The sequence below is a fragment of the Aeromonas sp. 603079 genome (assembly GCF_049172135.1).
GTDB classification, from domain to species: domain Bacteria; phylum Pseudomonadota; class Gammaproteobacteria; order Enterobacterales; family Aeromonadaceae; genus Aeromonas; species Aeromonas veronii.
This window is the reverse complement of record NZ_JAAKPX010000013.1, coordinates 17,519-32,802: the sequence shown is the minus strand read 5'-3', so window position 1 is coordinate 32,802 and position 15,284 is coordinate 17,519. Positions and strand designations below refer to the sequence as shown.

The 15,284-nt window shown below is 60.3% G+C and carries 11 protein-coding genes; 4 read left to right on the top strand and 7 right to left on the bottom strand.

Going from position 1 to position 15,284, the window contains the following annotated elements:
* Positions 1-112: 112 nt before the first annotated feature.
* The 4 genes from G5287_RS11280 to cysG all read right to left on the bottom strand — a co-directional run bounded on the left by G5287_RS11280 (position 113) and on the right by cysG (position 5,723).
* On the bottom strand, positions 113-1,837 hold the full coding sequence (locus G5287_RS11280) for an SLC13 family permease (protein ID WP_421231293.1): 1,725 nt from the start codon (positions 1,835-1,837) through the stop codon (positions 113-115).
* A gap of 4 nt (positions 1,838-1,841) precedes the next feature.
* Complete coding sequence (cysN, locus tag G5287_RS11275) at positions 1,842-3,269, bottom strand: sulfate adenylyltransferase subunit CysN (RefSeq protein WP_421231292.1); 1,428 nt, start codon at positions 3,267-3,269, stop codon at positions 1,842-1,844.
* Positions 3,270-3,281: 12 nt separating this feature from the next.
* Positions 3,282-4,214: a sulfate adenylyltransferase subunit CysD gene (gene cysD / locus G5287_RS11270; protein ID WP_323670614.1), complete on the bottom strand. Its 933-nt coding sequence runs from the start codon at positions 4,212-4,214 to the stop codon at positions 3,282-3,284.
* Between the two features lie 72 nt (positions 4,215-4,286).
* A complete protein-coding gene (gene cysG / locus G5287_RS11265) occupies positions 4,287-5,723 on the bottom strand; it encodes a siroheme synthase CysG (protein ID WP_421231291.1) in 1,437 nt (478 codons plus the stop codon).
* Between the two features lie 197 nt (positions 5,724-5,920).
* Between cysG and G5287_RS11260 the strand changes: the two genes are divergently transcribed.
* Positions 5,921-6,844: an SPFH domain-containing protein gene (locus tag G5287_RS11260; protein ID WP_159164778.1), complete on the top strand. Its 924-nt coding sequence runs from the start codon at positions 5,921-5,923 to the stop codon at positions 6,842-6,844.
* The gene (locus G5287_RS11255; RefSeq protein WP_005335704.1) at positions 6,841-7,296 is read left to right on the top strand and encodes an NfeD family protein; all 456 of its coding nucleotides are present in this window, start codon (positions 6,841-6,843) and stop codon (positions 7,294-7,296) included. Before G5287_RS11260 ends, G5287_RS11255 begins: the two co-directional genes overlap by 4 nt.
* 69 nt (positions 7,297-7,365) lie before the next feature.
* Here the strand turns inward: G5287_RS11255 and G5287_RS11250 are convergent, their stop codons facing one another.
* Positions 7,366-9,471: a methyl-accepting chemotaxis protein gene (locus G5287_RS11250; protein WP_216979480.1), complete on the bottom strand. Its 2,106-nt coding sequence runs from the start codon at positions 9,469-9,471 to the stop codon at positions 7,366-7,368.
* Positions 9,472-9,611: 140 nt separating this feature from the next.
* Here G5287_RS11250 and nadA point away from each other — a divergent pair, with 140 nt between their 5' ends.
* Positions 9,612-10,685: a quinolinate synthase NadA gene (nadA, locus tag G5287_RS11245; protein ID WP_005343233.1), complete on the top strand. Its 1,074-nt coding sequence runs from the start codon at positions 9,612-9,614 to the stop codon at positions 10,683-10,685.
* A gap of 70 nt (positions 10,686-10,755) precedes the next feature.
* Here nadA and G5287_RS11240 read toward each other — a convergent pair whose 3' ends face one another.
* Together G5287_RS11240 and gap are read right to left on the bottom strand one after the other, a co-directional pair.
* Positions 10,756-11,622, bottom strand: a complete 867-nt coding sequence (locus G5287_RS11240) for a D-hexose-6-phosphate mutarotase (protein WP_216979481.1) — start codon at positions 11,620-11,622, stop codon at positions 10,756-10,758.
* Positions 11,623-11,708: 86 nt separating this feature from the next.
* Positions 11,709-12,704 (bottom strand): type I glyceraldehyde-3-phosphate dehydrogenase, encoded by a 996-nt coding sequence (gene gap, locus G5287_RS11235; protein WP_158112746.1) that lies wholly within the window; start codon positions 12,702-12,704, stop codon positions 11,709-11,711.
* Between the two features lie 347 nt (positions 12,705-13,051).
* Between gap and malQ the strand changes: the two genes are divergently transcribed.
* Positions 13,052-15,241, top strand: a complete 2,190-nt coding sequence (gene malQ, locus G5287_RS11230; protein ID WP_128816048.1) for a 4-alpha-glucanotransferase — start codon at positions 13,052-13,054, stop codon at positions 15,239-15,241.
* Positions 15,242-15,284 lie beyond the last annotated feature (43 nt).

The following is a 15,284-nucleotide window of genomic DNA, read 5'->3' as shown; positions in this document are numbered from 1 at the left end:
CCTCAAAACTTAAACGGTCCGGCATCACTGGGAGCCGCCTCGGACTATCCGCCGACAACGTGCTGATGCCATGGTATTGCTCACCCAACACGCCTTGATTGGCGCTCACGCCTTAAAACGGAAACAGCAGGGGCACCATCACAATCACCCCGAGGCTATAGGCCAGCGAGACCGGCAGGGCCAGCTTGAGGTAGTCCGGCATCTTGTAGTTGCCCGCGGCATAGACCATCAGGTTGGTCTGGTAGCCGTAGGGCAGGATAAAGCTGGAGCTGGCCCCGAACAGCACCGCAAGAATAAACGGCATGGTCGAGACATCCATGCTGAGCGCCAGCTGGTAACCCATAGGGAAGGCCAGCGCGGCCGCCGCGTTGTTGCTCATCAGTTCGGTCAGCACCAGGGTAAAAACATAGATACCGATAAAGGCGATGATGGGGCTGGCACCGTTGAACTCCCCCATCAGCCAGTCGGCGATAAGCTTGGCCAGTCCGCTCTTTTCCAGCTGATCGGCGATGGCGAGTGCCCCACCCACCACCAGCCAGATATCCAGCGGAAAGCGGCGGCGGATCTCATCCAGAGTCAGAATGCGGGTGAGCAGCAGCGCCACCAGCATCAACAGCAAGCCCTTGAACAGCGGCACCAGATCAAACACCGAGAGCGCCAGCACCCCGAGAAACCCCAGCACCACGGCGGCGCTGCGCTTGCCATCGAGGCGGGTGGAGGCTTCCAGCCCGCTCACCAGCACAAACTCCCGCCCCAGCGATTTGTTGCGGGCAAACTGGGGGCCGGGGGCCAGCAGCAGGGTATCACCGGCATGCAGCTCAATCTGGCCAAGGCCACCGGTGAGCTGGGTTTCGCCACGGCGCACCGCCAGCACCACCGCATCGAAGTGGGTGCGAAATTCGGCATCCTTGATGGTCTGACCCACCAGCCGCGAGCTGTGGCTGACGATCACCTCCACCAGATGCTGGCCGTTGAGGCGGTGCTGGCCGTAGAGATCCAGCCCCTTCATCTCCTGCAATACACCGACGCTCTCCACATCGCCGCAAAAGAGCAGTACGTCCCCTTCGTGCAGCTCGTGTTCCGGCTGCACCGGGCAGATCACCTGATCGCCGCGAATGATTTCCGCCAGATAGAGGCTTTTCAGGCTGCGCAGGCCGTTCTCCTTGACGCTGCGCCCCGCCAGCGGCGAACCGGCGCCCACCTTGGCTTCGAGAAAGTAGCCGGATTCGCGGCTCATCTCGGTATCCTGCACCGGCAGGTGGCGGGCAAACAGCAGCACGGCCATCAGACCGGTCAGCAGGGTGCCCGCCCCCACCATAAAGAAGTCGAACATGCCGAGCGGCGGCGCCCCCATCTTGATGAGGAAGCTGTTGACGATCAGGTTGGTGGAGGTGCCGATCAGGGTCAGCACCCCGCCGAAGGTGGCCGCGAAGCACATGGGCAGCAGCAGCCGTGACGGCGCATGGTTGGGGTTGCGTTTGACCGCTCCCAGCATGGAGGCCACCACGGCGGTGTTGTTGACGAAGGCAGACAGGAAGGCGGTGGAGAACCACACCTTCACCAGCACCTTGTTGAATGAACCCGTGCCCACCAGATTGGCGAACCAGCTCATGATGCGGGTCTTCTCCACCGCCAGCGACACCAGCAGCAACAGCACCAGGGTCAGCAGGGCACTGTTGGTGTAGCCCGCCGCCACGGCGTTGATATCCGCCAGCCCGCTCAGGTAGGTGATGAGCACGGCGCCCGAGAAGAGCAGCGCCGGGCGGAGTTTGCCCTGGATCAGCAGGGCCACGAGAGCAGCCAGCAGACCCAGCACCAGGAATTGTTGCCAGGTCATGGGCTTACTCCTTGCTTGTGTCGTTACCGATGGCAAGGGCTTGCCAGTGCGGGAAGTGCTTGCGCACCAGCGCGTTGAGCTCGATTTCGAACTCGCTGTAGTGCCCTTTTGCCACTTTCGCGGCCAAGCCTCCCACTATCATGCCGGCGCCGACGGTGACGTTGGTCAGCCGGTCGATCAGGATAAAGCTGCCGGTGTCGCGGATCTCCTGATACGGGTCGAACGCCACCGGGTCGGTGAGGCTCAGCTCGCACAGGCCGATCTCGTTGAGCTTGAGCTCGCTGGCGGGCAGCTCGTCCAGCTTGTTGATCTCGATGCGGTGGCGGATGGCCTCCACCTGACCGCGACTCTTCTTGGTGGCCAGTTTGACGTCGTAGACCCGACCCGGTTGCAGGGACTCCTCCCCCATCCAGACGATATGGGCCAGCACATTCTGGGTCACTTGCGGACGGTTGGCGGCATCCACCAGCAGGTCGCCGCGGCTGATGTCGATCTCGTCGGCGAAGGTGACTGTGATGGCCTGACCCGGCAGGGCGTACTCCAGATCCCCGTCGAAGGTGACGATGCGGGTGACTGTGCTCTCCTTACCCGACGGCAGCACCGCCAGCTTGTCGCCCACCCGCAGGATGCCGGAGGCCAGCGTCCCCGCGAAGCCGCGAAAATCGAGGTTGGGGCGGTTCACATACTGCACCGGCAGGCGCACCGGGTGGCGCTCCAGCTCGCGCTCCACTTCCGCAGACTCCAGCAGGGAGAGCAGGGTTTCGCCCTGATACCAGGCCAGCTTGTCGCTCGGGTTGACCACGTTGTCACCGTCCAGCGCCGAGACCGGCACGATATGAATGGTGTCGACGCTGAGCTTCTTGGCGAACTCGCGGTAATCGGCGCTGATGCGCTCGAACACCTCCTGGCTGAACTCCACCAGATCCATCTTGTTGACCGCCACCACGAACTGCTTTATGCCGAGCAGGCTCGCGATAAAGCTGTGGCGGCGGGTCTGATCCAGCACCCCTTTGCGGGCGTCGATCAGAATGATGGCCAGATCGCAGGTGGAAGCGCCGGTGGCCATGTTGCGGGTGTACTGCTCGTGGCCTGGGGTATCCGAGATGATAAATTTGCGCTTGGCAGTGGAGAAGTAGCGGTAGGCCACGTCGATGGTGATGCCCTGCTCGCGCTCCGCCTGCAGGCCATCCACCAGCAGTGCCAGGTCCAGCTTCTCGCCGGTGGTGCCGAGCTTCTGGCTGTCGGACTCCAGCGCTTTGAGCTGATCTTCATAAATCTGCTGGGAGTCGTGCAGCAGGCGACCGATAAGGGTGCTCTTGCCGTCATCCACGCTGCCGCAGGTGAGAAAACGCAGCAGACTCTTGTGCTGCTGGGCGTGCAGATAGGCTTCAATGCCCTGTTCGGTGATGGCGGTCTGAATATGGCTGTTCATGCTGACGACTCCTTAGAAATATCCCTGACGCTTCTTCTGCTCCATGGAGCCGGCCTGATCGTGGTCAATCAGCCGCCCTTGCCGCTCGCTCGAGGTGGTGAGCAGCATCTCTTCAATAATTTCCGGCAAGGTGGTGGCATCGGATTCGATGGCCCCGGTGAGCGGGTAGCAGCCGAGGGTACGGAAACGCACCAGCTCCTGCTTCACCTCATCCTCGGCGGTCAGCGGCATGCGCTCGTCATCCACCATGATCTTGATGCCGTTGCGCTCCACCACCGGACGGTAAGCGGCGAAGTAGAGCGGCACTATGTCGATGTTCTCGAGATAGATGTATTGCCAGATATCCAGCTCGGTCCAGTTGGAGAGCGGGAACACCCGAATGCTCTCCCCCTTGTTGACCTGGCTGTTGTAGACGCGCCACAGCTCGGGGCGCTGGTTCTTCGGATCCCAGCGGTGAGACTTGTCACGGAAGGAGTAGACCCGCTCCTTGGCACGGGACTTCTCTTCGTCGCGGCGGGCACCGCCGAAGGCGGCATCGAAGCCATATTTGTTGAGCGCCTGCTTGAGCGCCTCGGTCTTCATGATGTCGGTGTGCTTGCCGCTGCCGTGGACGAAGGGGTTGATGCCCATGGCGAGCCCTTCTGGGTTCTTGTGGACGATCAGATCCAGCCCGTACTTTTTGGCGGTCTCGTCGCGGAACTTGATCATCTCCTTGAACTTCCAGTCGGTGTCGACGTGGAGCAAGGGGAACGGGATCTTGCCCGGATAGAAGGCCTTGCGGGCAAGGTGCAGCATGACGGAGGAGTCCTTGCCGATGGAGTACATCATCACCGGGTTTTCAAATTCGGCAGCCACCTCGCGGATGATATGGATGCTCTCGGCTTCCAGCTGCTGCAAGTGGGTCAATCTTTCACGGTCCATGTTGGTCCTCGGGTCATTGCTTATGCGCCTGCTCGGGGCGCTGGGTGGTTCAGTGCGCGGCCGCACCAGCAGCCGCATCAAATATCTCTTTCTCGGTCAGGCCAGCTGCACCAGCTTGAGGTCACAGCCATCGAGATCCGGGTTAGCGCGCTGCTGCTCGCAGCCCTTTTCTCCAAACCAGGCGAGCCGATCGCGCAGGGCAACCACTTCGCCGATGACGATAAGCGAAGGGCTCACCGCCTGTTTGGCCAGCTCCGCCAAGTCGGCCAGCGTGCCGGTCAGCACCCGCTGACGGGATGTGGTGCCGCGCTCGATGATGGCGATGGGGGTGGCTTGGCTGCGGCCGTGATCCATCAACTGCTGCTGGATATGCTCGGAGCGCATCAGCCCCATGTAGATGACCAGGGTCTGGCTGGTAGCGGCGAGCTGCTGCCAGTCGGGCTCCTTGCCCTCTTTCTGACAGTGGCCGGTAATGAAGACGGCGCTCTGGGCGTAATCACGGTGAGTCAGCGGAATACCTGCATAGGCGGTGGCACCGGCAGCGGCCGTGATGCCGGGCACCACCGAGAAGGGGATACCTTCATCGGCCAGCACTTCCAGCTCCTCGCCACCCCGGCCAAACATAAAGGGATCGCCCCCTTTCAGCCGCACTACCCGGTTGCCCGCCTTGGCGTATTCCACCAGCAGGCGATTGGTCTCCTCCTGCGGCACGCTGTGGGCACCCGCCTTCTTGCCGACCGACACCAGAGTGGCATCGCGGCGCACCAGATCGAGGATCTCGGCGGAGACCAGCTGGTCGTAGAGCACCACTTCAGCCTGTTGAATCTGTTGCAGCGCCTTGAGGGTCAACAGGCCCGGATCGCCGGGGCCCGCGCCGACCAGCACCACCTCGCCCACTTCGCTTTTCGCATGGTCGAGGCCATCGCTCAGCCACTGTTCGGCACCTTGCCAATCCTCTTTTTCAATCAGACTGGCGAGGGTGTTGGAGGCAAAGGCCCGCTCCCAGAAGCGGCGACGATCGGAAATCGAGGAGAGCACCCGCTTGGCCTTGTCACGCACCCGGCCGGAGAGCTCGGTCAGCCCGCCAAGATGGCGCGGCAGCAGGCTCTCCAGCCGTTCGCGCAGCAGGCGTACCAGCACCGGCGCCTTGCCGCCGCTGGAGACCGCCACCATCAGCGGCGAGCGATCAATGATCGAGGGGAAGATAAAGCTGGAGCGTTTGGGGTCATCCACCACGTTGACGAACAGCCCCAGCTGGTTGGCACTTTGATAAACCAGTGCGTTGACTTCGAGGTTGTCGGTCGCCGCCACTACCAAAATCTGGCCTGCCAGATGGGCCGGGGTGAAGCGCTCCGCAAGATGGGTGAAACGACCGGTGAATTCCGCAAATTCCGGTTCAAGCTCCGGGGAGACCAGGGTCAGCCGGGCACCGGCCGCCAGCAGCAGGCGCGCCTTGCGCAGGGCAACCTCGCCCCCGCCCACCAGCAGTACCGGGCGGCCTTCCAACTTGGCAAACATAGGTAAATAATCCATTTCGGCCCATCCCTCGGAACACGACTAATATGGGGCGACTATAGGCAGGGCAGCTTATCCCTCAAAATAATAAAAAATGCTTTTTAATGCGTTTTTGTAATTAGAAAAGCCAATTCATGACAAAGGCGTACAAAGTCACTTGTGGTACCTGACGCCACACCATAGGCTAGGGACTGTGTTTCATAAGGAGCTAAATGATGAATGAATCATTGATTGTGCTAGGGATTTTCGTGTTCCTGGTGCTCGCCACCCTGAGTGCGGGCATCAAGATAGTGCCCCAGGGCTACAACTGGACGGTGGAGCGCTTCGGCCGCTACACCCGCACCCTGACCCCGGGTCTCAACCTGCTGATCCCCTACGTGGATCGGGTCGGCCACAAGATCATCATGATGGAGCAGGTGCTGGACATCCCGGCACAAGAGGTGATCTCCCGCGACAACGCCAACGTCACCATCGACGCCATCAGCTTTGTGCAGGTGGTGGATGCCCGCAAAGCGGGTTATGAGGTCAACGATCTCACCAGCGCCATCCGCAATCTCACCATGACCAATATGCGGACCGTGCTCGGCGCCATGGAGCTGGACGAGATGCTCTCCCAGCGCGACACCATCAACGAGAAACTGCTGCGCACCATGGATGCCGCCACCGCCCCCTGGGGTATCAAGGTGACCCGCATCGAGATTAAAGATGTGCGCCCGCCGCTGGCACTGGTCGAAGCGATGAACGCCCAGATGAAGGCCGAGCGCCAGAAGCGGGCCGAGGTACTGGAAGCCGAAGGGGTGCGCCAGTCCAAAATCCTGAAAGCGGAAGGCGAGAAGCAGTCCCAGATCCTCAAAGCCGAAGGTGAGCGTCAGGCCGCCTTCCTCGCCGCAGAAGCGCGGGAGCGGGCTGCCGAGGCGGAAGCCAAGGCGACCCATATGGTCTCTCAAGCCATCGCCGCCGGAGATCTGCAGGCCATCAACTACTTCGTGGCCCAGAAATATACCGAGGCACTGGCCCGCATCGGTGAAGGCCCCAACAGCAAGATCATCATGATGCCGCTGGAAGCGGGCAGCCTGATTGGCTCTGTGGCTGGCATGGCCGAGCTGTTCAACAAAGATGGCAAGGGCAGCAAGTCATGACAGCCCTGTTAGAGGGGCTGACCCACTGGCACTGGCTGGGACTCGGCTTCATTCTGCTGGCCATCGAGGTGCTCGGCTCTGTGGGCTTTTTGCTCTGGACCGGCATCGCTGCGCTGGAAGTGGGGCTACTGCTGCTGATCTGGCCCTTCGGCTGGCAGGCGCAGTTGCTGCTGTTTGCGGTGCAATCCCTGCTCACCACCTGGGCCTGGTGGCGCTGGCAGCACCAGCGCGACAACTCGGGTCAGGATGCCGCCAGCACCATCAACGAGCGGATGCAGAGCTATATGGGCCGCGAGCTGACCCTGCTGGATGACGTCACCCAAGGTACCAGTCGGGTGCATCTGGACGATACAGTCTGGACGGTGCGCTGTGACGAGTCGCTGCCTGCGGGCAGCAAGGTCAGGGTAGTGGGGGCCGACTCCCACATCCTGCTGGTTGAACCCCGCAACTGACGCAACTCTGCCGTCGAGTCATAAAAAAGCCCGCGATCGCTCGCGGGCTTTTGTCTCTCTGGCTGCCACTCAGGTACGCAGCCGATCGAGCTGACTGGCGAGCGCCGTGGCCGCTTGCTCCAGCGCCTCGCTCAGTTGATGGCTGGAGCTGGCCTCCTGCCCGATCACGTTGGCGGTATCACCAATCCGCATCAAATTCTTGTTGATATCGTCACTGACGGCGCTCTGCTGCTCGGCGGCGGTAGCCACCTGACTGATGTGGTCGTGGATCTGCTGGATCTGGGCCACTACCCGATTGAGCGCCTCGAACGCCTGCTCGGTGCCCTGCACCGTGGTGGTGGAGCGCTCGATGCCGGTATTCATCAGACGTTGACTGCTGCTCACCTCTGTTTGCAGGCTACCAATCAGCTGGCCGATCTCGTCGGTCGATTCACGGGTCTTGTTGGCCAGCGCCCTTACCTCATCCGCCACCACAGCAAAGCCACGGCCCATATCACCCGCACGTGCCGCTTCGATGGCGGCATTGAGGGCCAGCAGATTGGTCTGCTCGGCAATGGCACGGATCACATCGAGGATCCGGCTGATATTGGTGCTGCGCTGGGCCACCAGCGCCACCGCTTTATCCGCCTCATGCATATCGCCGACCAGAGTATGGATCTCGTTGCGAGCATTGCTGAGGGTCTGCTGGGCGGTATTGATGTGGTGGGTCGCCGCTTCCGACTCCTGCGCCGCCTGCTCGGCATAACCCGCCACGCTGACTGCCGTGGTGCTCATCTGATGCATGGCGCTCACCACGCTCTCCAGCTCCAGATTCTGCTCGTCCAGACTACTGCGCATGGTGTCGGCGGTATGTTTCATCTCCCGCGCCTGCTGGTAGACCTGCTGACCAATCCCCTTGCTCATTTGCACCATGCCCCGCAGCTTGCCGAGGAAGGCATTGAGCTGAGAACCCAGATCGATCAGCTCCTGATGGGTGTCGATCTCCATCTGCTGGGTCAGGTCCCCCTCGTTGCTGGAGAGATGGCCCACATGGCGGCTGATAAGAGAAAGTGGCGCTGTGATGGTCTGGATAAACCAGACCAGCAGCCCCAGCACCAACAGGGTAATCCCGCCCATGGCGATGATCTGCTGCCGCTGGGCATCCACCAGCAGGGTGCCCAGTTCATTGCTGATGGCGTGCGCCTTGCCGAGCGCCAGCGCCTTGGGCACCTTGATCATCAACCACCACTGGGTATTGGCTGCCTCAACCCGGATGGGCTGATGAAGAATGAAGTCACTGTCGCTGCTGACCGGCTGACCGTCAGGCAGGGTCAGGCCCACCTCCTTGAGTGGACGGCCCAGCTTGTCGGCATAGCGGTTGCTGCCCACAATCAGCCCCATCTTGCTGACCAGAGTCACATCCGCCTTGTTGTCATAGAGGCTCTTGCCAAGGTTTTCAGCTAGTTGCTGGAAGATGGGCAGGTTCATATCCACTCCGGCCAGCCCGACAAACTTGCCGTCACGCAGCACGGGCACCGTCAGGCTGGTCATCAGCATCTTGTTGCCCGGGCTGATTTCGTAGAGGTAGGGCTCCATCAGGCAGGGCTGGCGGGTATCGCGGCCACAGAGATACCACTCGCTGTTGCGAATGCCGAACTCGTTGAGGGAGGTATCAAACTTGGCCTCGCTGGCAGCGGCGTCCACCGCTTGCTGGGCGACGGCCCCTCCCTGATCCTTGGTGAAATAGACCTCCAGACTCCCCTTGCTTGCCACCGAGTGGCTGGCCCCGCCCAGCCAGTTGCCATCCTCGCCATCATAGCCATCCGGTTCAAACTGGGCATAAATGGAGCTGATCCCGCTCGCCTGCTGCAGGCTGCTGCCGAGCAGAGACTCCACTTGGGGCCGCGACAAGCGCAGTTCCGGTTTGACCATCCCGGCTTCAATCTGGGCGGTCACGGTCAGGGGGATTTGGTAGGAGTTCTGCATCAGCGAGGCAATCTGGATGGCATAGCGCTCTGCCTGATACTGCAGGCTGCGGGAGACCTCCTCTTCCAGTGCATCGCTGGTCTGGGTCATCACCATGTTGCGAAGGGAGCTGAAAGAGGCCGATTGCAACAGGGTCATGGCCAGCCCGGTCAGCAGAAAGAGCCCCATGGTAAGGCACAACAACTTGAACTTGAGGGAACGTTGCTTCATGCGACAACTCCTTATGGCAGAATAACAACGAATTACTTGAGTATATTCGCCCACTTGCGCTTCACCCGATTTGTTGATGGGTTTGTGGCAGGCTTCTGGTTATAATTTTTGCCTTCCCGAGCGTTGATGGAACAGTCGCAATGAGCAATGCACTGAGCAGTGTCCCGCCGGTAGTCGCGATGGACTACCCCTTTCCGGCCAAACCTCTTCCCCTGAGTGCCGAGCAGAGAACGACCTTGACCACAGAAATCAAGGCGCTGCTCAAGGAGCGCAAAGCGGTACTGGTCGCCCACTACTACACGGATCCCGAGATCCAGGCGCTGGCCGAAGCCACCGGCGGTTTCGTCGGTGACTCGCTGGAGATGGCCCGCTTTGGTCGCGATCACGAGGCGCAGACCCTGATCGTCGCCGGGGTACGTTTCATGGGCGAGACCTCCAAGATCCTGAGCCCCCACAAGCGGGTGCTGATGCCGACTCTGGAGGCCGAATGCTCCCTCGATCTGGGCTGTCCCATCGAACAGTTCTCCGCCTTCTGCGATGCCAATCCCGACCATACCGTGGTGGTCTACGCCAATACATCGGCTGCGGTCAAAGCGCGGGCTGACTGGGTGGTGACCTCCAGCATTGCGCTGGAGATCGTCGAACACCTCGACAGTCTGGGTCACAAGATCATCTGGGGCCCGGATCGCCATCTGGGCGCCTATATCGAGAAGAAGACCGGGGCGCAGATGCTGCGCTGGCAGGGCCACTGCATCGTCCACGACGAGTTCAAGGCCCGCGCCCTGCGCGAGCTGAAAGAGCAGAATCCGGACGCCGCCGTGCTGGTTCATCCGGAATCCCCCGCCTCGGTGATCGAGCTGGCCGATGCGGTGGGCTCCACTAGCCAGCTGATCAAGGCGGCCAAAGAGCTGCCCCAGCAGAAGCTGATCGTGGCGACCGATCGGGGCATCTTCTACAAGATGCAGCAGGCCTGTCCGGAGAAAGAGATGGTGGAAGCACCGACCGGTGGCGATGGCGCTACCTGCCGCAGCTGCGCCCACTGCCCCTGGATGGCGATGAACGGTCTGGTGGCGATCAAGGAGGCGCTCACCGACGGTGCCGAGCGCCACGAGATCCATGTCGATGAAGCGCTGCGGGTAAAGGCCCTCATTCCGCTCGACCGAATGCTCAATTTCGCAGCCGAACTCAAGCTCAAGACCCAGGGCAACGCCTGATTGCTACCGTCACGAGATGCAAAGAGGGCTCCCGCGGGAGCCCTCTTTATTTATCTGAACCTCATCCTGCTCAGATGATCACGGTGGAGAGGCTGTGCTCTTCATCCGGCGCAACGGTCACACCCGCCTCGCCAGCGATTGCTGCTTCGACGCAGAGCATGGTGCGATAGCCATCGTCGCTCATGTCGGCCATGGCGGTGGCCCCTTCCAGCCAGGGGGTCCAGACCACCACGCTGTCGTGGTTGCCACTGACAACCCGGATCTCGCGCTCACCATCCTGCACGCTCACCAGCGCCTCTGGCTGCCAGTAGACCCGATCCAGCGGCCCGCTCAGGGTCAATGCCCCCTGCTGCTTGGCATCCTGTCCGGTCAGCTTGTCGGCATAGGGCTCGCCCAGGCCGGTGACGCTTACCGCCTCTGGTGCGCTGATCTGCAAATAGGTGTGCAGCGCACCGCTATAGGTCAATGGCTGAGCACCTGTGTTGCGAGTGGTCAGCACCAGCGAAAGCTCTTTGCCCACCAGCACGTCCAGTTCCAGCTCGAAGGGGTGATCCCACAGGGCGCGGGTTGCATCGCTGTCGCGCAGGGAAAGATGAACAAGCGTGCCGTCAGCGTGATCGGAGACCCCGTCCAGCATCCAGAGGGTGGTACGGGCAAAACCGTGGGAGGGCTTGCCGCTACCGACGCGGGCGGGCGCCGGGCCAAACCAGGGCCAGCAGATCGGGATACCACCACGAACAGGCTTGCTGCCATCCAGCACCGCTTTGTCGCTCAGCCAGATAGAGGCCGACTCGCCATGACGCTGATAGCTCAGCACATGGGCGCCAAACAGGCTGATCTCGGCCTTGGCATAGTCGTTGTTGATGGTGAGAACCGGCAGACCGGCCGCATTGTTGGCAAGCTTGCAATTGGCTGTCAGGGGACGAATGGATTGCATGTGGACTCCTGTCATCAGGGGAAACCGAAAAACAAAAAGGCGGCCAATGGCCGCCTTTTTCAAGCTACGCGATTGCGCATCCCAAATTACTTGGAGATGTGAGCGATCAGGTCCAGAACTTTGCTGGAGTAGCCCATTTCGTTGTCGTACCAGGATACAACTTTAACGAATTTGTCGTTCAGCTGGATACCAGCCTTGGCGTCGAATACGGAGGTCTGACGCTCACCCAGGAAGTCGGTAGATACAACTTCGTCTTCGGTGTAGCCCAGAACGCCTTTCATAGCGCCTTCGGAAGCAGCTTTCATCGCTTCGCAGATTTCTGCGTAGGTGGCAGCTTTCTTCAGGTTAACGGTCAGGTCAACAACAGACACGTCCGGAGTCGGAACACGGAAAGCCATACCGGTCAGCTTGCCTTTCAGTTCCGGGATAACTACGCCAACAGCTTTGGCTGCACCGGTAGAGGACGGGATGATGTTCTGAGCCGCACCGCGGCCACCGCGCCAGTCTTTGGCAGACGGACCATCAACGGTCTTCTGGGTAGCAGTGGTAGCGTGAACGGTGGTCATCAGGCCAGACTCGATACCGAAGGTATCGTTCAGAACCTTGGCGATCGGTGCCAGGCAGTTGGTGGTGCAGGAAGCGTTGGAAACGATGTCCTGGCCAGCGTAGGTAGAGTCGTTAACACCCATTACGAACATCGGGGTGGCGTCTTTGGACGGGCCAGTCAGAACAACTTTCTTGGCACCAGCAGCGATGTGCTTACGAGCAGTCTCGTCGGTCAGGAACAGACCGGTAGCTTCAGCAACAACGTCAACACCGATTTCGCCCCACTTCAGGTTGGCCGGGTCACGCTCAGCGGTAACACGTACGGTTTTGCCGTTTACAACCAGGTTGCCGTCTTTAACTTCAACGGTACCGTTGAAACGACCGTGAGTTGAATCGTACTTCAGCATGTAAGCCATGTAGTCAACATCGATCAGGTCGTTGATACCAACAACTTCGATGTCTGCACGCTCGCAAGCCAGACGGAATACGAAACGACCGATACGGCCAAAACCGTTAATACCTACTTTGATAGTCATATTTAGTTACCTAACTGTTCAGTAGTCAAAGAAAATTCCGCTTGTAAATTTACTAGAACTCTCCGGTGAGTCAACCAACATTCTGTCTGAAATTGCGCTATATCATGAAAAACTGTGAAATTAATTTTCTGTTTATGTAACTGATTACCACGTTTTGACGAAAAAAGTGCCAGATCGTGGCATCGCGCAGATATCAACAATAGTGCCTACTCGGTCACACAACCATTCACAGAGATATGTAAAAATGTGCGCGGTTTAGCATGGCCAAAGAGCCACTGTTCAAGTACCACCCCATAAAAATCAAACAAAATAGTATAGATAGAATCCACAGCGGGAATTCTCAAACTATGACCACCCTGATTGAACAGCTGGCTGCCGCAAAAGGTATCGCCAGCGAGTATGTCGATGCCTGGGGCCACCCGGCCCAGGTATCAGAAGAGAGCAAGGCCGCCATGCTGGGCGCCATGGGCTACCGCGTCGATGACGAGGCCGCACTGGTGCAGCAGCTGGAAGAGGAGCATCGCCAGCACTGGCTGCGGGCGCTGGATCCTGTGATGGTGGTTCGCACCGGCGACGCCGTTACCCTTGAGGTTCGCCTCCCCATCGAATTCGTCAACGACGCCCTCACCTGGCAGCTCCAGCAGGAGCAGGGTGCTGTGCTGTCCGGTCAATTCACCCCCATCGAGGGTGAGCTGGTCGGCGTGGCCGAATTTGAAGAGATGGAGTGCCAGGCCTATCGCGTCACTCTGGATATGGCCCCGGAGCTGGGTTATCACCAGCTGGTGCTGCTGGAAGAGGGCAATGACGAGCCGCTGGCCACCATGCGCCTCATCGTTGCCCCCAAGGCCTGCTACAAGCAGGCTCCAATTGCCGATGGCCGCAAGGTATGGGGTCCGAGCGTGCAGCTCTACTGCCTGCGCAGCCGCCATAACTGGGGTATCGGTGATTTCAGCGATCTGGGCCAGCTGGTCGAGAAAGCTGCCGCCTGGGGTGCCCACTTCGTCGGTCTCAACCCTATCCACGCCCTCTATCCGGCCAATCCGGAGAGCGCCAGTCCCTACAGCCCCTCTTCCCGTCGCTGGCTCAACGTGGCCTATATCAATGTGGAAGCGGTGCCCGAATTCCAGCAGAGCGATCGCCTGAAAGCGGAAGTGGCGAGCCCTGCCTTCCAGCAACATCTGGCCGATCTGCGCGCCAAAGAGAACGTCGATTACACCGGCGTGATCCAGACCAAACTCGGCATGCTGCGTCAGGTGTTCGATGAAGCCACCCTGAGCGCCGAGCGTCAGGCCGCCTTTGATGCCTTCGTGGCCGCCGGTGGCGACAGCCTGCAACAGCAGGCAGCATTTGATGCCCTGCAGGCCCACTTCTATGCCAAAGGCGAAAATGCCTGGGGCTGGCCGGTATGGCCGCAGGAGCTGCGCGATTACCACAACCCTGCCGTTGCCGCCTGGATGGCCGAGCACCCGCAAGATGTCAACTTCTACCTCTATCTGCAGTTCCTGGCTGACGAACAACTGGCGCAAGCCGATGCCCGCGCCAAGGCTGCCGGCATGGTGATGGGGATCTATCGGGATCTGGCGGTGGGCGTCTCCGAAGGATCTACCGAGATCTGGGCGAACCAGGATCTCTACTGCCCGAAAGCCTCGGTCGGTGCGCCGCCCGATATCCTCGGCCCGCTCGGTCAGAACTGGGGCCTGCCCCCGATGAACCCGAACAAGCTGTTCGAAGCGGCCTATCAGCCGATGGTGGACTTGTTCCGTGCCAACATGCGCTCCTGCGGCGCACTGCGCATCGACCACGTGATGGCACTGCTGCGCCTGTGGTGGGTACCGCCCGGAGCGTCCGCCGCCAAGGGCGCCTACATCTACTATCCGGTCAACGATCTGCTGGGTATTCTGGCACTCGAATCCCACCGCAATCAGTGCCTGCTGATCGGCGAGGATCTGGGCACCGTGCCGGAGGGGATCGACGTGACCCTGAAAGAGAACGGCGTTCACTCCTACAAGGTGTTCTTCTTCGAACGCTCCAAGGAAGATGGTGGCTTTATCTCCCCGGCGCACTACACCGAGCAGGCGATGTCGGCCCTGACCACCCACGACATGCCGACCCTCAAAGGCTTCTGGCACTGCGATGACTTGGCGCTCGGCCGTCAACTGGGTCTGTATCCGGATGAAGATGTATTGAAGACTCTGTATGCTGATCGTCACCAGGCCAAACAGCGGATCCTCGACAGCCTGCATGCCCACAAGGTCATCTCTGACAACATCAGTCATGACGTCAACTGGGTCGGCATGAACACCGAACTCAACCACGGTCTGCAGATCCACATGTCCCGCGGCAGCTGCGCCCTGTTCAGTACCCAGCTGGAAGACTGGCTGGAGATGGACAAGCCGGTCAACGTACCGGGCACCAGTTACGAATACCCCAACTGGCGCCGCAAGCTTTCCGCTGATCTGGAAGATATTTTTGCCAATGAGGCACTCAAGGCACTGGCTGGCAAGATGAGCCAAGCCCGTGATGAGGCCAGTCGTTGAGACGCTGTCTCCCACAGCGCTCTCACCTAAATCCACTCCGGCT